This is a genomic window from Tamlana sp. I1, assembly GCF_015355625.1.
Classification (GTDB): domain Bacteria; phylum Bacteroidota; class Bacteroidia; order Flavobacteriales; family Flavobacteriaceae; genus Pseudotamlana.
Genome location: NZ_JACLAF010000003.1, coordinates 107,764 through 133,247 on the forward strand (window position 1 = coordinate 107,764; position 25,484 = coordinate 133,247).

21 protein-coding genes are annotated in these 25,484 nt (G+C 35.1%); 9 read left to right on the top strand and 12 right to left on the bottom strand.

The window, feature by feature from the left end; all coding sequences use genetic code 11:
* Positions 1 to 19: 19 nt before the first annotated feature.
* On the bottom strand, positions 20 to 451 hold the full coding sequence (locus H6X70_RS03335; RefSeq protein ID WP_194766261.1) for a hypothetical protein: 432 nt from the start codon (positions 449 to 451) through the stop codon (positions 20 to 22).
* Between the two features lie 253 nt (positions 452 to 704).
* Here H6X70_RS03335 and H6X70_RS03340 point away from each other — a divergent pair, with 253 nt between their 5' ends.
* The 7 genes from H6X70_RS03340 (at position 705) to arsB (ending at position 4,461) form a co-directional block, all read left to right on the top strand.
* Complete coding sequence (locus tag H6X70_RS03340) at positions 705 to 1,037, top strand: YtxH domain-containing protein (RefSeq protein WP_194766262.1); 333 nt, start codon at positions 705 to 707, stop codon at positions 1,035 to 1,037.
* Positions 1,038 to 1,040: 3 nt separating this feature from the next.
* Positions 1,041 to 1,388 carry a hypothetical protein gene (locus H6X70_RS03345; RefSeq protein WP_194766263.1) on the top strand — a complete coding sequence of 116 codons (348 nt, stop codon included), beginning with the start codon at positions 1,041 to 1,043 and terminating at the stop codon, positions 1,386 to 1,388.
* A 1-nt stretch (position 1,389) separates the two neighbouring features.
* Positions 1,390 to 1,590, top strand: a complete 201-nt coding sequence (locus H6X70_RS03350; RefSeq protein WP_194766264.1) for a DUF6327 family protein — start codon at positions 1,390 to 1,392, stop codon at positions 1,588 to 1,590.
* A 317-nt stretch (positions 1,591 to 1,907) separates the two neighbouring features.
* A complete protein-coding gene (locus H6X70_RS03355) occupies positions 1,908 to 2,240 on the top strand; it encodes an ArsR/SmtB family transcription factor (RefSeq protein WP_194766265.1) in 333 nt (110 codons plus the stop codon).
* Between the two features lie 48 nt (positions 2,241 to 2,288).
* Positions 2,289 to 2,756, top strand: a complete 468-nt coding sequence (locus tag H6X70_RS03360; protein WP_194766266.1) for a DUF6428 family protein — start codon at positions 2,289 to 2,291, stop codon at positions 2,754 to 2,756.
* A gap of 27 nt (positions 2,757 to 2,783) precedes the next feature.
* On the top strand, positions 2,784 to 3,401 hold the full coding sequence (locus H6X70_RS03365; RefSeq protein WP_194766267.1) for a low molecular weight phosphatase family protein: 618 nt from the start codon (positions 2,784 to 2,786) through the stop codon (positions 3,399 to 3,401).
* A gap of 1 nt (position 3,402) precedes the next feature.
* A complete protein-coding gene (arsB, locus tag H6X70_RS03370; protein ID WP_194766268.1) occupies positions 3,403 to 4,461 on the top strand; it encodes an ACR3 family arsenite efflux transporter in 1,059 nt (352 codons plus the stop codon).
* Between the two features lie 128 nt (positions 4,462 to 4,589).
* On the opposite strand, the gene H6X70_RS03375 is transcribed toward arsB, so the two are convergent.
* From H6X70_RS03375 to H6X70_RS03400, 6 genes are all read right to left on the bottom strand, one after another.
* Positions 4,590 to 5,537 (bottom strand): T9SS type A sorting domain-containing protein, encoded by a 948-nt coding sequence (locus tag H6X70_RS03375; RefSeq protein ID WP_194766269.1) that lies wholly within the window; start codon positions 5,535 to 5,537, stop codon positions 4,590 to 4,592.
* 50 nt (positions 5,538 to 5,587) lie between these two features.
* Positions 5,588 to 7,762, bottom strand: coding sequence for a glycoside hydrolase family 97 protein (locus H6X70_RS03380; RefSeq protein ID WP_194766270.1), 2,175 nt, complete (start codon positions 7,760 to 7,762; stop codon positions 5,588 to 5,590).
* A gap of 14 nt (positions 7,763 to 7,776) precedes the next feature.
* A complete protein-coding gene (locus tag H6X70_RS03385) occupies positions 7,777 to 9,159 on the bottom strand; it encodes an alpha-amylase family glycosyl hydrolase (protein ID WP_194766271.1) in 1,383 nt (460 codons plus the stop codon).
* Between the two features lie 12 nt (positions 9,160 to 9,171).
* The gene (locus H6X70_RS03390; RefSeq protein WP_194766272.1) at positions 9,172 to 10,578 is read right to left on the bottom strand and encodes a SusF/SusE family outer membrane protein; all 1,407 of its coding nucleotides are present in this window, start codon (positions 10,576 to 10,578) and stop codon (positions 9,172 to 9,174) included.
* Positions 10,579 to 10,583: 5 nt separating this feature from the next.
* Positions 10,584 to 12,098, bottom strand: a complete 1,515-nt coding sequence (locus tag H6X70_RS03395) for a RagB/SusD family nutrient uptake outer membrane protein (RefSeq protein ID WP_194766273.1) — start codon at positions 12,096 to 12,098, stop codon at positions 10,584 to 10,586.
* Positions 12,099 to 12,191: 93 nt separating this feature from the next.
* Positions 12,192 to 15,218, bottom strand: a complete 3,027-nt coding sequence (locus tag H6X70_RS03400) for a SusC/RagA family TonB-linked outer membrane protein (RefSeq protein ID WP_194766274.1) — start codon at positions 15,216 to 15,218, stop codon at positions 12,192 to 12,194.
* Positions 15,219 to 15,558: 340 nt separating this feature from the next.
* On the opposite strand from H6X70_RS03400, the gene H6X70_RS03405 reads away from it, so the two are divergent.
* Positions 15,559 to 17,181 (top strand): DUF6377 domain-containing protein, encoded by a 1,623-nt coding sequence (locus tag H6X70_RS03405; protein WP_194766275.1) that lies wholly within the window; start codon positions 15,559 to 15,561, stop codon positions 17,179 to 17,181.
* 113 nt (positions 17,182 to 17,294) lie between these two features.
* On the opposite strand, the gene xylE is transcribed toward H6X70_RS03405, so the two are convergent.
* From xylE to H6X70_RS03420, 3 genes are all read right to left on the bottom strand, one after another.
* Entirely contained in the window at positions 17,295 to 18,725 is a 1,431-nt protein-coding gene (gene xylE / locus H6X70_RS03410) for a D-xylose transporter XylE (protein ID WP_194766276.1), read from the bottom strand.
* 88 nt (positions 18,726 to 18,813) lie between these two features.
* A complete protein-coding gene (gene xylA / locus H6X70_RS03415; protein WP_194766277.1) occupies positions 18,814 to 20,139 on the bottom strand; it encodes a xylose isomerase in 1,326 nt (441 codons plus the stop codon).
* Positions 20,140 to 20,142: 3 nt separating this feature from the next.
* Complete coding sequence (locus tag H6X70_RS03420) at positions 20,143 to 21,627, bottom strand: xylulokinase (RefSeq protein WP_194766278.1); 1,485 nt, start codon at positions 21,625 to 21,627, stop codon at positions 20,143 to 20,145.
* Between the two features lie 464 nt (positions 21,628 to 22,091).
* Between H6X70_RS03420 and H6X70_RS03425 the strand changes: the two genes are divergently transcribed.
* Complete coding sequence (locus H6X70_RS03425) at positions 22,092 to 22,781, top strand: prolyl oligopeptidase family serine peptidase (protein WP_194766279.1); 690 nt, start codon at positions 22,092 to 22,094, stop codon at positions 22,779 to 22,781.
* A gap of 164 nt (positions 22,782 to 22,945) precedes the next feature.
* Here the strand turns inward: H6X70_RS03425 and H6X70_RS03430 are convergent, their stop codons facing one another.
* Together H6X70_RS03430 and H6X70_RS03435 are read right to left on the bottom strand one after the other, a co-directional pair.
* Positions 22,946 to 24,124, bottom strand: coding sequence for a Gfo/Idh/MocA family protein (locus H6X70_RS03430; RefSeq protein ID WP_194766280.1), 1,179 nt, complete (start codon positions 24,122 to 24,124; stop codon positions 22,946 to 22,948).
* A 10-nt stretch (positions 24,125 to 24,134) separates the two neighbouring features.
* The gene (locus tag H6X70_RS03435) at positions 24,135 to 25,481 is read right to left on the bottom strand and encodes a Gfo/Idh/MocA family protein (protein ID WP_194766281.1); all 1,347 of its coding nucleotides are present in this window, start codon (positions 25,479 to 25,481) and stop codon (positions 24,135 to 24,137) included.
* Between the last annotated feature and the right edge of the window lie 3 nt (positions 25,482 to 25,484).

The following is a 25,484-nucleotide window of genomic DNA, read 5'->3' on the forward strand; positions in this document are numbered from 1 at the left end:
CCTTATGTAAGATTGATTACTACAAAGACCTCACGATTTCTTGTTTCACATAAGGATTATAAGTTTTATCCCCTATCAGCTCAAATTGAAGTATTTGATTCTTAGAAGCTTTAACACCTATATCAAAAAGCATGGCACGCAAGGAAATAGCATACCATTTTTTCTGTTCCATGCTTAGTTTTTTTAATATGCTATACGCCTGATTGTCGTCTGTTTTAGCATATTTATAAACGTAGTCTTGTTTTAAATCGAAGCCAAGACATTCAAATTGCTCATGAATATAGTTGTACATTTTTAGATTTAGCACAGCGTCTTCAGCCATCATAACTAACAAAAATGTATGAATCATAGCCGAGATTTGTGCTTCATTTAAATCTTTTCCAAATGACTTTAAACTTGGATTCGCTTTAAAGCCAAATTCTTTCTTTTTGCTTCTTAATAAGTTAAACACGGGTTTTGGTTTTATTTTTAACAAAATTAGTTTGAAGCAGATTTAATAATTGCGACATAGTATGTCGTTAATTCTATAACTAAAAGAAAATTTGATTATTAATGATTAAAATAACGGTGTCCCGCTTAAAATCAAATAATTACAGCATAAGATTATCCTTAGTACTTTAAGGGATTAATTCTTTCATTTCATTGAAACATTTTGTATATTGTATCCTATTTTAATTAATTAATCCTTTAAAAAAACAATTATTATGAGTGATAATGGAAATGCATTTTTAGGGGTCCTAGCAGGAACTGCAATTGGGGCTACTTTAGGAATTTTATTCGCGCCAGACAAAGGTGTAAATACAAGACAACGTATTAACGATGAAGCACTGTTAGCTAAAGAAAGGCTAGCAGCAACAGCTCATGATTTAAAAGAACAAGTGGTTAATACCGCTACAACTCAAAAACAAACTTTAGAAGAGCATGTAGAGTCTATCGTGTCTAACGCAAGTTATAAAGCAGATGACATCATCAAGACTTTAGAAGCAAAATTGAAGGACTTAAAAGAGAAAAATAAAAACCTACAAAAATCACTTTAACGTATGAGTTTAAGCGACTCTATAGCAGACACCAATAAAAAAGCAAAACATGTTAGTGAAAAGTTTATTGATAAGACTTACGATTATTATAAACTAAAAGCGTTTCAGCAATTAACGACCTCTTTTGGTATTGTTTTTAAAACAATATTCATTGGTGGGCTATTAGCTATAGGTTTTACTTTTCTAGCCATTGGGTTAGCCCTCCTTATTGGTAAAGCTTTAGGCAATTACACGCATGGATTTGCTATTGTAGGCGGTATATTCATTTTACTTTCTCTTTTTGCTTTTATGCTAAGAAAATATATGAGTAACTTCATAATCAGTAAACTATCTGAAAAGTTTTTTAATTAATATGAAAACATATAAAGACAGCGCAAGCATTGAACGCGATTTAGAAATTTTAGATCTAGAACGTAAAATCGCTCTAGAAGAATTAAAATTATTGAAATACGACTATAAAGAAAGTTTAAAACCTATAAATTGGATTAATTCTGGTTTTAAGTTGGCAACGAAATATTCAGCAGGACTTATATTGAAAAAGTTATTGAAGTAATTTAGCGTATACCATATTATAAAAGCTGTTGTAGTGTAAAAACTATAACAGCTTTTTGTTTTATCAACGGTTCTAAATCTTCATAGACGGGTTGTATTTAAAAATTATACTAAAAAAATATTAAATATTTTTTGGCTTAAACTCAATTTGATACTTATTGAAAACCCTATACAAACAAGGGCTTTTAGCGAAATTGATAAATGGAAATTTCAGGTTATTGAGTGCCCTCCAACTCCTTTGGATTATAATTTTAAATAAAAATCACCTCTAATTCAATTATTAATCGTAATATTGCAATGAACAAATAAATAAGTACTATGGGTTTAGCAAAAACAGAAATGTTTAACGATTTACAAAACGAAATTTCATTAATTTCGAAAGCCTTTGGACATCCTGCTCGTGTAGCTATTTTACAGTATTTGTTTAAAAGTAACACCTGTGTTTGTGGGGATTTGGTAAACGAAATTGGTTTAGCACAGCCCACCATATCTCAACATCTTAAAGAATTAAAACAATTAGGCTTAATAAAAGGTAGTGTTGAAGGCACCAGCGTTTGCTACTGTATAAACACCGAAGTTTGGAGCAAAATGAAAACCGTAATGTCGGAGTTTTTAGATCAAGACCTTCCTAAAAAGCAAGATTGCTGTTAAAAAAATTTGAATTCATTAATCGTATTATCGCAATAAACAAATATAGTTATGACACTTTCAGAAGTAAAAAACAAATTAAGCACATTAGATCAAATTGGCTTCCAATTACCAAACGGCACATTGGTTCCTAGCCATTTTCACGTTACAGAAATAGGAAAAGTTACCAAACATTTTATTGACTGTGGAGGAACTGTAAGACATGAGGAAGTTGCAAACTTTCAATTATGGAATGCCAATGACTACGACCATAGGTTGCATCCTGAGAAACTATTAAACATCATAGAACTTTCTGAAAAAGTTCTAGAAATAGGTGACTTAGAAATTGAAGTGGAGTACCAAGATACTACCATAGGAAAATATGGATTAGATTTTAACGGTACACATTTTATATTAACCACAAAACAAACCGATTGCTTAGCAAAAGATAATTGTGGTATCCCTGCTGAAAAACCAAAATTAAAATTATCTGAAATACAATCCGATTCTTGTTGCACACCTAATAGTGGCTGTTGTTAACCCCAAAAGTATTTAAACCCATCAAAAATGAAAATATTTAGTAAAATTGAACAAACCATTTCAGGATTAAACCCTGAAAGCATCACTGAAGAGCGCAAAGAAACTTTGCAACCTCTAATAGATTTTATTCAAGATAAGGTAAACACGAATGCAGAAATTCGTATAAATTTTATTTGCACACACAATTCACGTCGTAGTCATTTATCGCAAGTTTGGGCGCAGACTTTGGCAGCACATTTTAATATAAAAAATGTGTTCTGTTATTCAGGAGGTACCGAGGCTACTGCACTATTTCCGGTGGTTGCTAAAACTTTAAGTAATACAGGATTTGCTATTGAAACCATATCGGAAGGTAAAAACCCTATTTACAGCATAAAGTACGGAGAAAATGCAGATCCTATTATTGGTTTTTCTAAAAAACTGGATGCTGAATTTAATCCGAAATCCGAATTCGCAGCCATCATGACCTGTTCGCAAGCCGATGGCGGATGTCCGTTTATTGCTGGCGCAGAAAAACGTATTCCCATCACTTTTGAAGACCCTAAAGCTTTTGACGATACGCCGCTACAAGCCGAAAAATATAACGAAAGGAGTTTACAAATTGCTACAGAACTCTATTTTGTATTCTCAAAAATAAAATCATAATATGGCTTCACATAAAAAACTAAGTTTCCTCGATAGCTACTTAACACTTTGGATTTTTTCTGCTATGGCACTAGGTGTTGGTATTGGGTATTTTGCACCTAATTTCCCAACGTTTATAAATAGTTTAAGTAGCGGAACAACAAATATCCCCATCGCCATAGGGCTTATTTTAATGATGTATCCGCCTTTAGCAAAAGTGAATTATGCCTTATTACCAAAGGTTTTTAAAAACACCAAAATTTTATCCATATCCTTAATTTTAAATTGGATTATTGGCCCTGTGCTCATGTTTATTCTGGCAATAACTTTTTTACGGGATTATCCAGAATACATGGTTGGCCTCATATTAATAGGTTTAGCACGATGTATTGCCATGGTTTTAGTTTGGAATGATCTTGCGGAAGGCAATGCCGAATACGGTGCTGGTTTGGTTGCACTAAACAGTATATTTCAAGTATTTGCTTATAGTTTTTACACTTGGATTTTTATAACCATACTTCCGCCTTATTTTGGTTTTGAAGGTGCTATAGTCGATATTTCAATTGCTACCATTGCCGAAAGTGTTGCCATTTATTTAGGCATCCCTTTTGTTTTAGGAATTTTAAGCCGTGTAATTTTAGTAAAACTAAAAGGTGAAGTTTGGTACACTACAAAATTTATTCCTGCCATTTCTCCAATAACACTTATTGCCCTATTATTTACAATTGTGGTGATGTTCTCTTTAAAAGGAGAACTGATTGTGGAAATCCCAATGGATGTATTAATTATAGCTGTACCGCTCCTTATTTATTTTACTTTAATGTTTATTATTGGCTTTTTCTTTACAAAAGCCATGGGCGCTACTTACGATAAAACAGCATCGGTGGCATTTACTGCTGCAGGAAACAATTTTGAACTCGCTATTGCCGTTGCTATTGCTGTTTTCGGACTTAATTCCGGACAAGCTTTCGCAGGTGTTATAGGTCCGTTAGTTGAAGTTCCTGCCTTAATTTTATTAGTACGTGTGTCCTTTTGGTTACGTAAAAAGTATTTTGGGAAGGTTGCGCTTAAAGCGGAATAAATAAGCATATAGATCAAAATAAGTAAAACTTAAAAAGCTTCCTGTTAGTTGGAAGCTTTTTCTATTGTTGAGAACATGAATTCTTAATAGCTTTCTTGAAATAAGTTACTTAAAAATCCATTAGAAATTTATTTCACAACAATTTTTTTAATAACAGTACTTGCATTAGCACCTATAAGGCGTATAATATAAACACCTGGAAGAAGTTTTCCTACCGCAACCTTATTACTTAAAACGTTTTTACTTTCAAACACCTTTTTCCCTGTTATATCGAACAATGTTAAGCTTGAAACGGCCGTATTCGATTGAATATTAATAATGTCCTTTATTGGATTTGGATAGATTACAAAATTAGATGTATTGGCTTTATCTACACTTAAACTTTTTGATGTAAAATTATAAACAAAGGTATCCGAATTAAAAGTAACATCGTAGGTTCCTGCTGTTGTAGGAATATTGTCTGGGCTATCTTCAACTGCTGTTCCGTTTGGAAAATTAGTACCTCCCCAGATATACGGTAAATCCCAGGCATTGTTTCCTCTAAATTTAATCGATCCCGTTGTAAGTGTTAAATTATCAAGTGTCCAATTTATACCATCAGTAGAGGTCATTTGATGCAAATCATTTGGCCCAGGGTTTCCTGCGTCTCCAGGCCATCCGCCAGCGCCATCACCAACAATTGAAACGGCGTTCAAATTGCTAGCCGAAACCAATACAAATGCATACTCTAAAGTGTTTGAATTAAAAGTAATATTATAAACACCAGCTGTAGTACCTATTCCTGCGCCATCTTCGATTGCCGTTCCTGTTGGAAATGATGTCCCTCCCCAATTATATGGTAAGTCCCAAGAGTTATTTCCTCTAAATTTAACAGCTCCACTAGTTAGCGTTACATTATCAAGTGACCAAAGTATATTGTCCGTTGAAGTCATTTGATTCGTGTCTGTTGGACCTGGGTTGCCTGCATCTCCAGGCCATCCTCCAGCTCCATTCCCTACAATAGCAACAGAATTTAACTGTGCACTCGCAAAATTAACTGTTAACAAACAGAAAATAATAAAAGTAATTTTTCTCATAATTTAATGGGTTTAGTTAGTAAATAATTGCACACTATTGTGCAAAATCTTTATAGCTTTCTCAATGCTTTCATTTCTGAAGTATTGCCTTCTTTAATACTTATTGCAAATCCGCCACCTGGTGCTATATATTGGTTTAACTTACTTTTACTAGTAACAATAGCTTTTCTTACAGTGTACGCTTGTGGGTTTTTATTCCAACTGGCATTTTTAGCATCGGCGTAAATGGTAGCAATGTATTTTTTACCTTTTGGTAGATATGAAAAGTCTATGGTAGCAGTTCTTGAGTTTTCATCAGTAATCCCGCCAACATACCATTCATTTTTACCCTTTGCTTTTCTAGCAATCGTAATATAGTCTCCAGGTTCTGCTTCTTGAATGTATGAAGCATCCCAATCGACAGCCACATCTTTTATAAATTGAAAAGCATCAGGAAAACGCTCATAATTATCTGGAATATCCGCAGCCATTTGTAAAGGGCTGTACATGGTTACATAATAGGCCAATTGTTTTACAAGCGTTGTGTTTACTCGTTGGTTTCCACCTGTATTATAATAGGTTAAATCGGTTTGAAAAATACCAGGGGTGTAATCCATAGGCCCACCCATAAGTCTTGTAAAAGGTAGTATTGTAGTATGGTCTGGATCTAATCCTCCCATAGTTTCAAATTCTGTACCTCTTGCCGATTCTTGTGCAATCCAGTTAGGATAGGTTCTATGTAATCCTGTTGGTCTTACCGCTTCATGACTGTTAATCATAATTTGATAATCTGCCGCACGTTCTGCGACATGGATGTAATGATTCACCATAGACTGGCCGTCATGATGTTCACCACGTGGAATGATTTGACCAACATAACCTGTTTTTACAGCACTATAATTATTGTCTTTCATGAACTGAAATGCTCTGTCCAAGCGGCGTTCGTAATTTGAAGCTGAAGCTGAAGTTTCGTGATGCATCATTAATTGAACACCTTTAGTTGCAGCATAATCACGCATGGCATCGACATCGAAATCGGGATAAGGTGTTACAAAATCAAATACATTTTCTTTCCAATTTCCAATCCAATCTTCCCAACCAATATTCCAACCTTCTACTAAAACCGCATCAAAACCGTGTTTTGAAGCAAAATCTATGTATGATGAAACACGCTCATTGGTTGCGCCATGTTTTCCGTTAGGCGTGAATTTGCTAAAATCTTGATCCAATTTCACATTCGTTTCTGTGCCATAAGCCCAAGTACTTTTTCCCGCCACGAAATACTCCCACCAAACGCCAATGTATTTAACTGGTTTAATCCATGATACATCTTTGTATTTTGTAGGTTCATTAAGATTTAAAATTAATTTTGAAGCTAAAATTTCAGTGGCTTTATCACTTACAACAATGGTTCTCCAAGGTGTTTGCGTATCGGTTTGCATATATCCTTTATTGCCAACCGCATCGGGAGTTAAATGCGAACTCATTTTGAAGGTTTCCGCATCGACATTTAATGACATTGCAGGGTAATTTATTAATGCAGCTTCATGAATATTAATGTATAAACCATCATCGGTTTTCATCATAGATGGTGTTTGTACTGCAAGATTTTCAATAGGGTGTTGCGCCGTAATATAAGCCGTTGCTTCTTCCATCAGTTCAGGAAGCTCACCAATTTTTGAAGTGGTGTACGCATATTCATTCGTATCATAATCGCCTGGAATCCAGAAAATTTTATGATTTCCAGTTAATTGAAATTCGGTATGCTCTTCTTTGATAATGAAATAATTCAAGTTAGGCTGTTTTGGAAATTCATAACGAAAACCAAGCCCATCATTAAACAATCTAAACCTAATAATCAATTGTCTGTTATTATTTTTAGGTTGCATTAATGCTACCTTTAATTCGGTATAATGGTTTCTTATGGTTTTTTCTTCACCCATGAGCGGCTCCCAATTGGTATCAACCGTTTTTTCTTCTGTTTTATCTACCTTAAAACCTTCCATAAAAGAGGGCTGATCTTTAATTTCAAGTCCTAATTTACTTGGTTTAATCACAGATTTTCCTTTGTATTGAAGTTGATATACGGGAATACCTTGTTGATTAACTTCAAAAGTTAGAGACAGGTTTTTGTCTGGTGACGTAATGGTTTGCGCTTGTAACCCCTGACTAAAAATTACAAATACAAGTAAAGTAAAGACATAGTTAGCCTTGGATTTTAATGAAAATCTTGTGTGGTAAAACATAATATTTTTTAGAATTATTTCTTTAAAACTAGGTACTGGTAGGGACTTAGGGTTATTTCGGTGTTTAAAGGTGTAGCTTGCCCTGTAAAGCCATTACTCCAAGATCCAGAAAGTGTTGCTGGAACAATATATTTAACATTACTATTTGTTAAATTAGAAAGCACCAGTACGGTTTCGTTATTTGTTTTCATGGTAAAAGCAGACACGGTATTACTGCTATAGCCGCTATAAGCACCTCTTTTTATGGCGTCGCTATTTTTTCTGAACTCGATGATTTTTTGATATTCCGCTAAAACATCCGCATCAGCAGTGCTCCAATCAATAGGGCTTCTATTAAAAAATGGAATACGTTCTGCATACCCAATTTCTTGACCATTATAAATCATAGGAACAGATTTCATGTATGCTGCAACCACAAAAGTAGCCAACGAACCTTGTTTACCTCCAAACAACTCTAAAGGCGTTCCATCGGTAATATTCACATCATGATTGGTTGTATAGCGTATTATACGGTTTTTGTCATCATAATTATTGCTGTATTCTTCAGCATTTGCATTTTGTATTGAAGATGCCGGTTGGCCTTCAGAAAATACTTTTTTAAGAGTTTCAAAATATTTAAATCCGAAAGTATAATCAAATCCAACATCAAAATGATCTCTTCGAGTGCCTTCAGCAAACATGATCATTTCTTGGTTTTTTATAGAACGTATGGTTGAAATGGCTTCAGACCAAAAACTTTGTTGTACGCCATCGGCAAAATCGCATCTAAATCCATCAATATTGGCATTATAAACCCAATACGACATGGCATCAATCATTGCTTTTCTTAGTTCAGTATTGTTATAATCTAGCTGAGCAACATCATTCCAACCCGTTCCAGGAGGCGCTATAATATTTCCAGAATCATCTGTTTGATACCATTCAGGATGTTCGGTAATCCAAGCATTATCCCAAGACGTATGGTTGGCTACCCAATCTAGAATCACTCCCATATCCATTTTATGGGCTTCATCTACAAGGGTACGTAAATCCTCTAAAGTACCGTACTCTTCTCCAACTGCTTTATAGTCTTTAACAGAATAAGGAGACCCTAATTCGCCTACAGAATTTAAAACTCCTACAGGGTAAATTGGCATTAAATAAACCACGTTAGCGCCAAGCGATTTAATACGACTTAAACCTTCTTTAACTCCGTTAAGCGTTCCTGAGTTACTAAAAGCCCTTAGATTAACTTGATAGATAATAGCATCCTTAGGTTGAGGCATATTGGCAAAAGGTGAACCGTATTGCTTGTAAGGCGATGAAACTGCAGCAGCCCCATCATCATCCGAATTGCAGGATGTAAACGCTGTGATTGAACACAGCGTTATTAATATATTTAAAAATAAATTTTTCATCGAATTTTTTGTTTATAATTTCGTTACTGAATAGATTGCTGTTCCTGCATTTGAAGGATCTAAATTGAAAACTACTTCATAATCCCCTGCTTCGGTAATAGTATGTGCGCCAGGATTGTCTAGGTACATAATGCCATCGACAATATCACCACTGTTTCCATCTTCAGTACCATAGTTAACAGCCCATTCATCATTAAGTCTAAATTTAAGTGCGCCTGGAACTAAAGCGCCTGTAAATTTCCATTTTGAAATACTAAAATCGTAGGTCATATCGGTATCGGTATCCCAGCCACCAGGCGTTGAGTCGCCAATAATTCCCCAGGAATAAGGCTCGCTAGTTACCGAATATATGGCCTCCTCTGGAGTGTTTGGATCAACAGAAAATGTTACTTTATAGAATCCACCATCTGTTATAGTATGTGCTCCTGGGTTATCTAAATACACTTTGCCATTTTCAATTTCCCCACTATTTCCATCTTCAGTTCCGTAGTTAACAGCCCAATCATTGTTTAGCCTAAACTTCATCGCTCCTGGAGCTAATAACCCAACATATTCCCATTTTCCTGTGGTATAATTGTAACTCATGTCGGTGTCGGCATCCCAGCCACCTGGTGTTGAAGGACCGATAATTCCCCATGAATGTGGGACAATACTATAACTAAGTGTATTAAGATTTACCGTTATTTTATAAGCCCCATAATCTGGAAAAGTTAAATCGCCATCGGCTCCTAAGGCCAAACTACCATTGCCATCTAGACCATAAAATTTATCCCAATTTTGCTCAGGTGTAATTTTAAACCCTAAACCATGAGGCGCATTAATTGTTAAATAACCTTCGTAAACATCCGGTCCAATGGCCATTAATTTTGATGCCGTAGAAGGATCCCAACCATTATAAGACCCTGGTATGTAAACCTCTCCTGTTGCAATCTCTTCAAAATATGGCGTAACCTGAACTACAACAGAATCGGAATATACATAACGATCCATGTAAGCTTCAACTCGAACAACCAATTCGCCTTTAACATCTGGCGCTAAATTTAGACTTGCAGCATACTCATTTAGTTCTTTTCCTAATAAGGAAACACTTAACACATCTTCGCCAACTGAAATTCTTTTCGCATTAGCCCAAGCATTTTCGCCAAAAGTATCGGCCACAACATCAATGGCTAATGTATAGGTTACGGGAGCTTCAATTGGAAATTTTACATCCAACCATGAAACCGTTAGTACCGATTCAAAACTATTAGCTTCAGAGAGTACAACTTTATTTGGTGTTGCAACAATTGGGGCAGAAAAACTTACATCGGCTAAAGTAGTTAACCCAGCTGGGTGTTGAAATTCTGCATCGTCCTCGCAAGAGGAAAATGTTAATAGCAATAAACTAATTGCAAATAATTTATTTATAAATGTTTTCATAGTTTTTAGTTTTCGTAACCTGGATTTTGTTGAAGACCTGGGTTTGCATCTAAAGCAGACGTAGGTATTGGAAATATTTTTCTATAATCGCTACTAGCACCTCTAAATTCATTTGGTTCTAAAAATGTTCCGAAACGAATCATATCTTGACGTCTATGTCCTTCCCAATTCAGTTCAAACCCACGCTCATTATAAATATCTTCTAAAGTTGGATTAGTGGTTAAGGCAGCAAGACCCGCGCGTTCTCTAATGGCATCTACAAATGGTTTTGCTGCTGCAGAATTTCCTAAACGCACATGGCATTCGGCCATCATTAAAAGGGCATCGGCATATCTGTAGATTGGAAAATCGTTAGAAGCTCCCCCACCTGTTCTAGGTGTTACTGGATAGAATTTAATGTTTCTAACTCCCGCTTGTGGCGCTGCTCCAGGACTATCGATAGACTGTACATCAAGGGTATAATTTACACCACCTGGTTGTTCTCCAACTAAATATTGTTGTTTACGGATGTCGTTATCATCATATTTTAAATAGAAATCTTTAGGAACAATGGTTCCATTCCAACCACTATACCCAAATAATGCTTGCGCATGCGATCCTGCCAAACTTCGATTTGTATAAATATTACGAGATAAAACATCGAGCGTAGCATAAATAGCTAAAATAGTTTCATCGTCTGGAAGCACATCTCCAAATAATTCGTAATAGGTGTTTCCTAAAGGTAAATTAGCATCAGTTATAGCAGGATGTAAATTAAATCCGCCTTCACTCACTTTTAAACAAGCTTCTAAACATTCAGCCCATTTTGCCTCACCTGTATATACTTCAGCATTTAAATACACTTTTGCGAGCAGCATGTAACCCGCCCATTTATTAAACCTTCCGTAAAAATTACCTCCTTTTGTTCCAGAAAGTAGTTCTACGTTTTCGGTTAATTCTTTTACAATAAAATCAAATACTTCTTTACGTGATGCTTGTGGTATTTGATCGACTGTAATGGTATTTTCTGTATAAAAAGGCACATCACCAAAATCATCAATAAGCAAATAATAAAAGAAAGCACGCAATACTCTTGCTTCTGCAATTTTTGCTTCGTCGGCTCTAGAATCTTCTAACAAACTAACAGCTAGATTAGCATTAAAAATAGATTTGTATAGCCAGTTCCAAGTGTTATTAATTATAAAATCGGTTGGTAACCACTCGTGTTTATGTAAGCGTGCGAAATCTTGTTGCCAATCGCCTGTATTTCTGTGAGGAATAACTTGTTCATCGGAAGCCATACAATTCATGTCGTACCAGCCATTATCGGCTCCAGCATAGCCTACACCAGAGGCATTATTACGTACAAATTCACCTGGAATTTCTGCGTATACACTAGCTAGAGCAATATCGGCTCCCTCTGGAGTTCCGTAAAAGTCTTCAGCAGGATATCTATCATAAACAACCTCATCTACATTTGTACAAGCGGCCATTAAAAGTATGCTTAAGCACCCTATTAATACTATATTTTTTCTTTTCATTTTCATGAGTTTATATATTGTTTTTAATCGTAACATGCAGTTAGCTATTTGATATTCCCGCGAATATAATTAGCGCTGCATGCGCGATTCATTTTATTTTAATTTCACATCTAAACCAATAACAATACTTCGTGTACGTGGATAAATACCATTATCTCCACCAAAGCCATTGCCTCCAGAAAAATTAAGTTCAGGATCAATTCCTGTGTAATCGGTAATTAACAATAAGTTGTTTCCTGTTATTGAAATTCGCATAGTGTCCAAAAACTTTATGTCGTTAAAGTTTAAAGTATATCCCGCTGTTAGATTTTCAAGTCTTAAAAAATCACCTTTTTCTAACCAAAGATCTGAACCGTATTGAGACGTTTCAATCCCTAAATTAACAGCACTTTCTAATACATTTGATCGCCCGATGTTTTCTAAATAACTTAAGGAAGATCTTAAGCCATTGTAAATTTTGTTACCACCAGAACCTCTCCACAACATAGACACATCGAAATTTTTATATTGGAATGTTGGATTAAAAGCATAGGTATAAGTTGGTAATGCAGAACCTTGCAGTAAGCGATCTGGACTTTGATTTCCTTGATCTATGACTCCGTCTCCATTAACATCTTGAACAGTTTCTGAGTTAGAATTATCTTTTCCTGTATGATGAAGAATATTAAAAGTACCAATTGGCTGACCTTCTATTAAATAAGAGTTTGGACCCCACGGCACATAATTTGTATTTAAGGGTACCCCATTAATACTACCGCTTAATTTTAGAACTTCATTTCGTAGAAAAGCGGCATTTCCTGCTAAAGTTAAAGTCATGTCTTCTCGACTAATCACATCATAACCAAGAGAAACTTCTAAACCTTCATTTACAATACTTCCCACATTAGCTTTAATGGTACTGTATGGAAAAGGGGGTTGTGGTACTGTATAATCGAATAATAAATTATCTGTTGTCGCTGTGTAAGCATCAATGGTACCACGCAAACGCCCTTTAAGTAAGGCAAAATCCAATCCAATATTCGTTTGTTTTTTTGTTTCCCAACGTAAATCGGCATTTGCATTTTGTATCACATTAAAGTTTGTAATTTGTTGTCCACCAAAATAAGTAACTCCAGAACCTCCAACTAAAGACAGTGAGTTTTGAGGATAAAGACCTTGTTGGTTACCTGTTACACCATAACCTCCACGTATTTTTAACTCATTAAACACCTTTTGATTTCTCATAAAAGGCTCTTGATCTATTTGCCAAGCTACGGAAGCAGAAGGGAAATTACCCCATTTGTGGTTAACTCCAAATACTGAAGCACCATCACGTCTCATACTCACCGTTAATAAATAGCGGTCTTTAAAAGAATAATTAACACGTCCTAAAAATGATATTAGAGTACGATCATTTTTATATGAAGTAATATCTCCTGGTCGTACACTCGATAAATCGCCTAATTGAAGGGCATTATATGTGGTGATATCATTAATAAAACCTCTTGTTTGAGCGAAATTACCTTGATAAGTTTGGTTTTGCCATTCGTATAAAGCTAGAGCATTAATATTATGATCTCCAAATACTTTTTTATAAGAGAGACTAATATTCATCAGTTTTTCATTCTGACTGCTGTTATTGATATTCGCAAATCCATTTTGGTCTATGGCATTAGCACTTGTAGATTCTACAGGAAGGAAAAAACCATTTGTATAATTTGTTTTTCTCCAGCTTCCAAACCAACCAACACTTAAGCCTTTATAGACATCTAAATCGGCTTTTAAGCTCCCAAATAAATTATCTTCTTGAGCTTCATTTACAACTGTTTGAGCAACAGCATAAGGGTTAAGGTATTGAAATACATTTGGGTCGTTAAAATAACTTCCATCTACATCAAAAACAGGATCTGTAGGACGCATCATGTAAGCATTTGTAATTAGATTGGATGTAAAAGACGCCCGACCAATACTTTGAACTGTACCCGTATTTTCAACAATACCACTGTTAAGATTATAGGTTAAAGTTAAGCGATCATCTAACGCCTTTTGAGTCGCTATAATTCGTCCAATATATTTTTGGTTATTTGAATTGATAACCACACCATCTTGCAGAATGGCACTTATTGAACCGCGATAATTAAATTTATCTGTTCCGCCTCCAAAAGATAGAGCATGTGTTTGTGTAGAACCACTATTTGTTAAAATATCATACCAATCGGTGTTTGAGCCATGGTTTGCTGATGCAGGTACACCTACACGTTGTGCTTCAGTCCACCATTGATTAGCATCCAACATATCCAATTTCTTAGGAATAAAATCTAATGAAGAGCTTACAACATATTCCAAGCTCGAACTTCCTGCTTTGTTCTTTTTGGTGCTTACTATAATCACACCAGCAGCACCTCTAGAGCCATAAACCGCAGTTGCTGAAGCATCTTTTAGAATATCCATTGAAGCAATTTCGCTAGGTGGGATTTGATTTAATAAATCCAAATTACCTTGAATTCCATCAACCACCACTAACGGATCGTTACCACCAATTAAAGAAGATATTCCACGAATTCTTACACTTGGTGTAGCACCAGGCTCATTACCTGTCTGGGTTACAACCACACCAGAAGCTTTACCCGAAATTAATTGTAGTGGATTTGTTATTGCTCCTTGATTCATATCGCCATCGGCTATGGAAGACACGGCTCCAGTAACATCTTTACGTTTAGAAGAACCATACCCTATAAGTACAATTTCATCTAAAGTAGCTGCGTCCAATTCAAGTTGAATGACTCCGGAATGTTTACCAGCTTCAATTTCTGTATTCTTATAACCAAGGTAGCTTATAACAATTACAGATGTACTGCTGGAGACCGAAATGGAAAAGTCGCCACTATAATCGGAAACAACACCATTTGTTGTTCCTTTTTCAATAATATTGGCTCCTGGTAAAGGCATGCCGTTTTCGTCAATAATTTTACCACTAATTGTAAGTTGCTGAATAATGAAATTACTGCTTTCAAAACCATACATTTTACGTGATGTAGTGTCTGATTTTGCATGCATACTTGTTACAAAAAACAATAATAGGATAGCATGTATTGCCTTTACCAAACAATGTCTATTCTTAATTAAAAGTTTCTTTCTCATGGGGTAGTTTGTTTTAGTTTAGTTTTCATAGGTTCGTTAATTTAGTTTAATTAGTTATGCGCTTACAGTTTTAAATAGTAAAAGCATATTCCAAAATTAGACACAATCTGCAGCCTCAAAAAAATTAGTAATCGAAAATCAATAAAATATATCTTAAATAAAACACACAAGAACTTAACTACCAATTGATTATAAAAAAACCATATGTTTTAAAATCAAGGTTTTTTTTTAAAAAATCAAGGTTACGCATTCAATTTTCATCAATTATATATCGTTTTTTTGATATATTCACAAAATAATCTAGTTCCAATTCAAGGATTATAACTTCAATTTTAAGTCTATGAGTAAATATATTTTCATTTTTTGTTTCTTATTTGCAATTGGAAAGAACTATGCTTTTCAAACCGATTCAATTATTAAGAAGCTAGACCAAGCTATTTCTCAAAAAGATATTTACATTAAGAATAAACACAAGCAAATCGCTTTAGTAAAAAAAATAGCCGAAAAAAATGCTTATGGCGGAAATAGAACAGGCTTATATAAAGCATACCTATCGCTTTTTGAAGAATATAAATCCTTTCAATACGACTCGGCTTATTTCTATATTGAACAAGCTAAATCTTTAGCACATGAACTAAAGGATTCATTAAAAATTAATGAAACAAAGATTAATGAAAGTTTTGCATTAATGTCGTCTGGATTATTTAAAGAAGCAAATGACACTTTAAATAGTATCAACATTGAAACGCTTCCGAAGTCTTATAAATGTGATTATTATTCGGTTAAAGCTAGAACCTACTTTGATTTAGCAGATTATACAAGGGACAGCAGATATAGTGCAACGTATATAAAAAAAGGCAATGCCTTTTTAGAGAAAGCATTAAACTATGTCGCTCCTAACTCTAACGAATATTGGAACTTAACAGGTTTAAAACTCCTTAAAGCGAGCCAATGGAAAGCTGCTGAAAAAGCATTAAACTTTTGGATTAATAATTACAAACTTACCCCTGAATATTATGCCATTGCAACCTCTTCATTAGCTTATGTTTATGATGCACAGGGATTTAAACAAAAAAACTTAGATTATTTAGCATTAGCATCAATCGCCGATATAGAAAATGCAATTATGGAAACCGTTGCTTTAAGGCATTTGGCGAATGAGTTTTTTAAATTAGGCAATTTACAGAAAGCCAACCGATACATTTCTATCGCTATGGAAGATGCTAATTTCTATAATGCACGACACAGAAAAATAGAAATATCTTCAATTCTACCTATTATTGAAGAAGCACAACTTCAAAAAACCGAAAAACAAAAAAGTAGCTTGCAAAAAATTGTTATCGCCCTTTCTATTCTTGCTATAATCGTTGTTATTTTTTCCTTTATCATCTTTAAACAATTAAGGGTACGCAGTGCGTCTAAACGCATTTTAGCCGAATCGAATTTAAAATTACAGGAAGTGAATACAGATCTTAGAGAAGCCGATAGAATAAAACAAGAATACATTACTTACTTCCTAAATGCTTCATCAGATTATATCCATAGAATAGACCAGTTGCAAAAACGGATTTTACACAAAATTATTACTGAAAGACCAAAAGAGGTTGTTCAAATCCTTAAAAAATATAATGTTAAAAAGGCGAGAATAGACCTTTTTAAGGAGTTTGATGAGGTCTTTTTAAAACTCTTTCCAAACTTTATAAATGATTATTACAAGCTTTTTCCTGAAAGCGAAAAAGTGCTATTAGATAAGGAAAATTCACTAAATAACGAATTGCGCATTTTTGCTCTATACCGCTTAGGTGTTCAAGACAGTAATCAAGTGGCAAATTTTTTAGAGTTGTCTGTCGCCACCATTTATTCCTATAAAGCAAGAATTAAAAACAGATCTAAGTTTAAAGATACTTTTGAAGAAAAAATAATGGAGATTAAACAATTTGATACTAAAAAAATCTCAGATTAAAAATAACCTGAGATTTTAATACTGATAATATTTATGAAGAAATTCTAAAAACTCACACAGGTTTCAAACTGGAATTTCAACATACATAATAAGTCTTCATCACTTATAAAACCCTAATTTTCAGTTGTGTTTTTATCCCAAAGCTGTTCCATTTCTTCCAAGGTTTTGCCTTTGGTTTCTGGCACATATTTCCAAACAAAAAACATAGCTAATAGCGACATAATACCATAAACCCAGTATGCAAAACCGTGATTAAATTGTTCGGTTAAATAGGTGTTATCATCCATCATAGGAAAAGTTAAGGATACCAAGTAATTGGAAATCCATTGGGCAGCAACAGCTACAGCCATGGCTTTACCTCTAATTTTATTTGGGAAAATTTCAGAAAGCAACACCCAAACCACTGGCCCCCAACTCATGGCAAAACTTGCCACATAAAGCATCATACAGCCTAAAGCCAAATAACCAGTTGCTCCAGAAAAGAACACAAAACCTAAGGCAAGCATGGCAATAGACATCCCTAAGGCACCTATCATCATTAAAGGTTTTCTTCCGTATTTATCAACTGTTTTAACCGCAATAATAGTAAACAAGAAGTTTACAATACCCACAATAATAGTTAGTAATAAGGCCCCATCGGTATTTGGGTCTATTGATTTAAAAATTTCGGGCGCATAGTACAGTACGACATTAATCCCTACAAATTGCTGAAAAACAGACAACGTAATTCCAATAATAATGATTAACCATCCGTAGGATAAAAGTTTTCCTGAAGATTGCACTAAGGTTCCTTCTATTTCAGTTAAAATTTTATGTGCTTCAGCTTCACCATTAACTTTAGTTAAAACATCTAAAGCTTCTTCTGGTTTATGCTTCAACATTAAAGAACGTGGGGTGTCTGGTACAAAAAATAATAAGATTAAAAATAAACCTGCCGGAATCACTTCCGAAGCAAACATCCATCGCCATCCTACTTCGTTTAACCATGCATCAGATCCGCCACTTCTAGAAATAAAATAATTCACAAAATAAACCACCATAAAACCACCAACAATAGCCAACTGATTAAAGGATACCAATTTACCTCTGCTATTCGCAGGCGCTATTTCGGCAATATAAAGCGGGGATAACATAGATGCTAACCCAACACCAATTCCGCCTAGAATTCTGTAAAAAATAAATATTGTTGAAAATGTATGATCCAATTCCCCTATAGGTTTTATAAACATTTCTGGCATGGCCGAACCTAAAGCTGAAACTAAAAATAGTATGGCCGCTAGAATTAAACCTTTCTTTCTGCCTAATTTTTTACTAATTAGACCACCAAAAATACCACCTATAACACAACCAATTAAAGCACTAGAAACCAAAAATCCTTTAAAAGCACTTGCAGCCGTTTCGCTTAAGCCTTTTGGAGTTACAAAGAAACTTTCTAACGAACCCACTGTTCCTGATATGACACCTGTATCGTACCCAAATAAAAGTCCGCCTAAAGTGGCAACCAGAGTTAGTTTAATAAGATATTTTGAATTTGTTGCTTCCATTTTAGATTTGGTTTAGTTGTTAAGAAAATGAAAGTACTGAATCATGAGCTACAAACTGTCATGACCAGTACTTTTTATGCCTGTGATTCTAAATATATTGATTAATTATATTCTCGAATAATTCTTGCTTGCCACTTTGTAATTTTAATTCGCCGTTTTCTTGAGCGATTTTGTATAAATCTTGAAGATTTAGTTTTCCCGCTTCAAAATCTTTTCCTTTTCCAGAATCGAAACTACTGTAACGTGCAGTTCTTAATTTATCGTAAGCTGAAGAAGTGATAATTTTATCGGCTGTAATTAAAGCTCTAGCAAAAGTATCTGCACCACCAATGTGAGCTAAAAACACATCCTCTAAATCGGTTGAATTACGTCTAATTTTAGCGTCAAAATTAACACCACCACCTTGTAAACCACCTGCTTTTAAGAAAACCAACATGGCTTCGGTAGTTTCTTGAATGTTATTAGGGAACTGATCGGTGTCCCAGCCATTCTGATAATCGCCACGGTTAGCATCTAAACTCCCAAACATGCCAGCTTTTGCAGCGGTTTCAATTTCATGCTGAAATGTGTGCTGCGCTAATGTAGCATGATTCACTTCTATATTTATTTTGAAATCTTTATCCAAACCATATTCTTTTAAGAACCCGATAGCGGTAGCCGAATCAAAATCATACTGATGCTTCATAGGCTCCATAGGCTTAGGTTCGATGAAGAAATTTCCTTTAAATCCTTGTGCTCTGGCATAATCTCTAGCCATGCCTAAAAACTGTCCCATGTGGTCTAATTCACGACCCATATCGGTATTAAGTAAAGACATGTAACCTTCACGACCACCCCAAAATACATAGTTTTCACCATTTAAAGCAATGGTAGCATCCATAGCCAATTTAATCTGTCCTCCCGCTCTTGCTACCACGTTAAAATCTGGGTTTGTTGATGCCCCATTCATGTAACGCGGGTTAGAAAAACAGTTTGCTGTACCCCAAAGTAATTTAACGCCAGAAGCCGCTTGTTTTTCTTTTAAATACTCGGTTATAGTTGCTAACCTGCTTTCTAATTCGGCAAAAGAAGATCCTTCTCTAACTAAATCTATATCGTGAAAACAGTAATAATCGAAACCCATTTTGGTAATAAATTCGAATGCAGCATCAGCCTTTTCTTTTGCAGCATCAATCGCATCTGAAGGTGCATCCCAAGGAAAATTTAGTGTTCCAGGCCCAAATGGATCGCCACCAGTGCCACAGAAAGTATGCCAATACGAAATGGCAAACTTAAAATGTTCGCGCATGGTTTTTCCAGCCACGACTTGTTCTGGATTGTAATATTTAAACGCTAAAGGGTTATCTGATTCTTTACCTTCAAATTTAATGTCGCCAATACCTTTAAAGTACTCTTTGTTTCCTATAAGTGCCATAATTTATTTGTGTTTTAATATCATTTCTAATTCGTTTTTCCATCTTTTATAAGCCGCTTCATAAGGTGCTTTGTTTCCTAAGGGCTTGTAAGTCATTACATGGTCGTTTTTGGTAATATTTTCACCAAACTTCTTAAAATCGCCATCGGTTAAGCCTGCAGCTCTAGCAGCACCAACGGCACCTGTTGTATTATAAATTTCGATATCATGATCGATTAAGGTAGCTACCGTATTCGCAAAGATTTCAGAACGGAATAAATTGTCGTTTCCTGCACGTATCACTTTAATATCTCCTATATCATTTTTCAAAATATCCATACCATACACAAAAGCAAACGCAATACCTTCTAAAGCAGCACGATACAAATGCTTATTGTTATGAATGTTTAAATTCAGATTTAAAATATGCGTGCCTACGTTTTTATTTTCTAACATACGCTCGGCACCATTCCCGAAAGGAATAACTACTACACCATGAGAACCAACATCTATTTTTGCGGCTTTATGGTTCATGTTTTCATAAGTATCGTTACCGCTATTATTGCGTAACCAACGGTACTGAATTCCGGCACCGTTAATATTGAGCAACGTCCCAATTACAGGCTGTTTTTCGGTGTAATTAACATGTGCAAAATGATTTACTTTTGAAATTTCTTGAGGTTGTAAATTATTTGAAACGGCATAAACTACGCCCGAAGTTCCGCCAGTTGCAGCAACCTCTCCAGGGTTAAAAATATTAAGCGATAAGGCATTGTTTGGCTGATCTCCAGAACGGTAGGTAACCTGAGCGCCTTTAGGAAGCCCCGTTTCTTTTGAAGCTTCATCATTTACAGCACCCTGATTGGTGAAATTTTCAACAATTTCTGGCACTAAATTTTTATCAATCCCGTAGTAATCTAATAAATGGGTAGCAACATCTTCATTTTTATAATCCCATAAAATACCTTCAGACAAACCGTTTTTGGTTGTCGCCATTTTACCAGTCAATTTATAAGCAATAAAATCGCCTGGTAACATGAATTTATAGGTGTTTTTATAAATTTCGGGTTCGTTATCAATCACCCATTTTAATTTTGAAGCTGTAAAATTCCCTGGCGCGTTTAACATGTGTTCACCACATAAATCTTTGCCTAAATCTTTCAAGGCTTGTCTGCCAATTTCAACAGCGCGACTATCGCACCAAATTATTGAATTTCGCAACGGATTACCATCCTTATCAACAATAACCAAACCGTGCATCTGATACGAAATTCCAATGTTTTTTATATCTGAAGCATTAATGTTAGCTTCAATAATAACACGTTTTATGGCATTACAAACATGCAGCCACCACATATTCGGGCTTTGTTCTGCCCAGTCTGGATGAATGGCTATAATTTCCATTTCATTTGGTGGTTCGTGTAGCGAGGTTATTTTCTTTCCACTAACGGCATCCACTAAAGCCACTTTAACCGACGAACTTCCTAAATCTATTCCTAAGTGATACATGTTTAATAAAAATATATTTATGATGGAATGTGTTATTATTAAGGAAAAGCACCTTTTACCAACAATAATTTGACAACACATTATTTTAAATGTGAAATTAGGCAGTTTTTGACTAAAATTAAATAAAGTTTAAATTTTACCTTTTATTAGATGATTAATAAATCAGTAAATTACTACTCAATACACAAGACTAAAAATATACATAAAATACTAATTATCAGAATATTAAAAATATTTTATAAGAATTCTGACAACCTATAAACCACCACTTAAAGGTTTAAGTACTTTTTTTAATTTATTGGTATTAAACCAGGTTGGTTTTTAAAAGTCCTACTAATAAGCCATATCTTTAAAGTATAATTTAGTTGATTGTAAAGATTTTAATCTGATAATTGTTATTTTAGACACGGTTTGCCATGAGCTAAAAATGACAGATAAACCCTAATTTTATACACCTAAAATCAATGATATACAAACACGTTTTACTCTTAATACTTTTTAGTTCTAGCCTTTTTGCACAACTAAAACCACATAAAACCGAAGTATTTGGCAAAGAGGAAATGCAATATTATTTATATACCCCTACGGAAAATCAGAATCAATATCCGCTAGTTGTTTTTCTTCATGGTGGTGCCCAAAGCGGTACCGATCTTAGTTTGGTAAAAGCGCATGGAATTCCTAAACGTATTGCTCATGGTGAAGCGTTTCCGTTTTATGTTTTTGCACCTTTAAATCCGCACAAAAATGGTTTATGGGACGACCGTGTTATTCACAGCATGGTAACAAAGCTCGCAGACTCCTTACCTATTGATAAAAAAAGAATTTATTTGGCAGGACTTAGTCGCGGTGGAGATGGTATTTGGCGCATGGCCGTAAATAACCCCAACACCTATGCCGCCATGCTCTCTGTATGTGCAGCAAACATTCCTTTAATCTATTTAAAATGGGCTAAAAAACTTCCTGTTTGGTTTTTTCATGGCGAAAAAGATGCTGTAGTTCCTGTTGAACAAACGAAAACCGCTTATGAAGCAATGAAAAAATTAAATCCCAATACCAAACTCACACTTTACCCAACGGCTAACCATGATTGTTGGACAGAAACTTACAATAACGAGGCTGTTTACAGCTGGTTATTGGAACAGCATTTGGAGTAGTTTTTTACTCGGATTGCGAGAAGTCTCTAAAAAATATATTTGATGTATATTAGCTTGTCAAAATATTTTTAACTGATTGCCAATCAATATCGGTTTCAACAAGCTCCTGCCAAATAAATTTTAGTAACTATTCAGTCGCTTTTACTTTTAATCAAGAAAATGAACTATTTATCCCAATAAACGATTTTATTTTGGTACATCGCATCTAAAGATAACTGCACCGTTTTGGCGGTATAAGCTCCAGTATGTACGTTTGAAATTGGTGTTTTATTGTTTAAAATATTGATTTTAAAATCTCTTAAAGCCAATTTACTCGGATCTTGTATTGGCATATCAATTGGAACTGCTTTTCTAGAATGCGGGTTGATCGTGGCGCCAGAAACACCATCTAAATCTCCATATTCTTTTTCAAAACCATTTTCGTAATAAATCCATGCCTGTTTATAATCAATAATAATGGTACCCTTATCGCCCTGTACTTTTATTTGATAATCGTCTAAAGCATTTGCTGTCAAACACTTAAAAGTTGCTTTTACGCCGCTAGGATATTCATAAATTAAATGCGTATTATCATAGGTTTCTCTACCGTCTTTCCAATAATCAACCCCTCCAACACCCATGATTTTTTTGGGATTTTCACCTAAAACCCAATAAACAAAGTCTATTTGATGCGAGCTCAATTCAGCCGTTAACCCACCTGAATATTCCCGATACATTCGCCAATTAATAGCTCGTTCTAAATCTGGTTTTGGCACAGGACGCCTCCAGTTCCCGTTTCTATTCCACTGACAATCAAAAGCAACTACTTTTCCTATTTCTCCGTCATGAATGAGCTTTACAATATGTTTGTAAAGTTTTGAATTGTGGTATTGGTGTCCTGTCTGAAATATTTTAGGTGTATCTTCGGCTTTTTTAACAAGAGCATCAATTTCTTTGAGTCCTTTTGCCATAGTTTTTTCGCAATACACATGCTTTCCTGCATCTAAAGCATCCATAGCAATTTTTGAATGGGTATTAAATGGAGTTGAAATGACAATGGCGTCAATATCCTTGTTGTCCAAAAGTTTTTGATAATGGTTATAGCCTTTAGCCTTATAATTTGTTTTAACCAAACCTGCTTCGAGCCTAAACGGCAATACATCACAACAAGCTGCTACATTAATGCCTTCAATTTCATTAAGTAAAGGTATTAACCCACTACCTCTGTCACCTGTTCCAATCACACCAACATTTACCATATCATTGGCCATAATATTTTTAGACAGCCCATAAATTGCAGATGTTCCAGCTACTAAACCAACGGAAGACAAGCCACTTTTTACTATAAAATCCCTTCTTTTCATAAACGCTCTTTTATGTTAGCTTTGGTTCCCAACCGGGTTCGTAACTACGTGACCATAGTGCCATGGCTTCTCTATCGAAAATCCTTCCTGAATTTGAATCAATTTCAAAAGGTTTGTTTATTCTAGATGCAATGTTCGCATAATGGGTCATGGCTTGACTAACGGCCCCTTGCTCAATAGGTGCTGCCAAGGTACTTTTACCTCGAATAGTTTCAAAGAAATTAGTAACATGCTTGTCGGTTAAATCGCCACCACCACCTAAAGCTAAACCGCCTTCTGTTCCAGCAGACTTATTGCTTCGAATAGATTTCCCTCCTAAATCAAACACCTCAAACCCTTCTCTATCAATAAAGACGGATCCTTCAGATCCGTAAATTATCGTACCCCTACCTTTTCCGTATTTGTTATAGCCATTTCTACTTTGACCATCCCATTCAATAATTTTTTTATTCGGAAATCTAAATCTTGCTTCCATCGAATCGTACATTTCCCAACCATCATCTAAAAATTGATTTTTACCTGATCGCACATCAACATATTCAGGTAGTTCTACACCTAATGCCCAACGCGCAATATCCAATTCGTGGGTGGCATTGTTACCCATTTCGGCTGTTCCGTAATCCCAACCATACCAATGCCAATTATAATTCCAAGTATCATCGGTATAATCTCGTCTTGGCGCTGGCCCTTGAAAAAGATCCCAATCCAATCCTTCTGGTGCGGCACTTTTTGTTTGGTTCGGTACAGCTCCTCTTTTGTTAATATAAAAGGCTGTTGCTTTATATGTTTTACCAATTGCACCTTCTAAAATATCGTTAATGACAGCTTTAGATTCAACAGAAGAACGCTGTTGGTTTCCCATTTGAACAAATTTATCATACTTTTTTTGAGCAGCTACTAGCAATTCATTTTCATACATATTATGGCTGCATGGCTTTTCTAAATAAACATGCTTTCCTGCTTGCATGGCCATACAAGCCCCTGGAGTATGCCAATGGTCTGGAGTTGCCATGAATACCGCATCTACATGTTTATCTTCTAAAACTTTACGAATATCATTCTCTAAAGCTACCTTATAATTTAAATCATTGGTAAAATTTGCTGCAGCTTTGTCGCGTTGTATTTTCATAACATCGCACAAATAAAGTAACTTAATGTTATTGTTTTTATTTACAATGGGGGCTTTAAAAGCGCCATAACGCCTTCCTAAGCCTTGTATTGCCACATGGATTCTATCATTAGACCCAATAATATTGGAGTAACTTTTGGCAGTCATGGCATTTGCTTTACTGCCTAAAGTAATGCCTATAGCACCTACCGCTGCTTTTTTTATAAAACTTCGTCTATCTGTACTCATAGT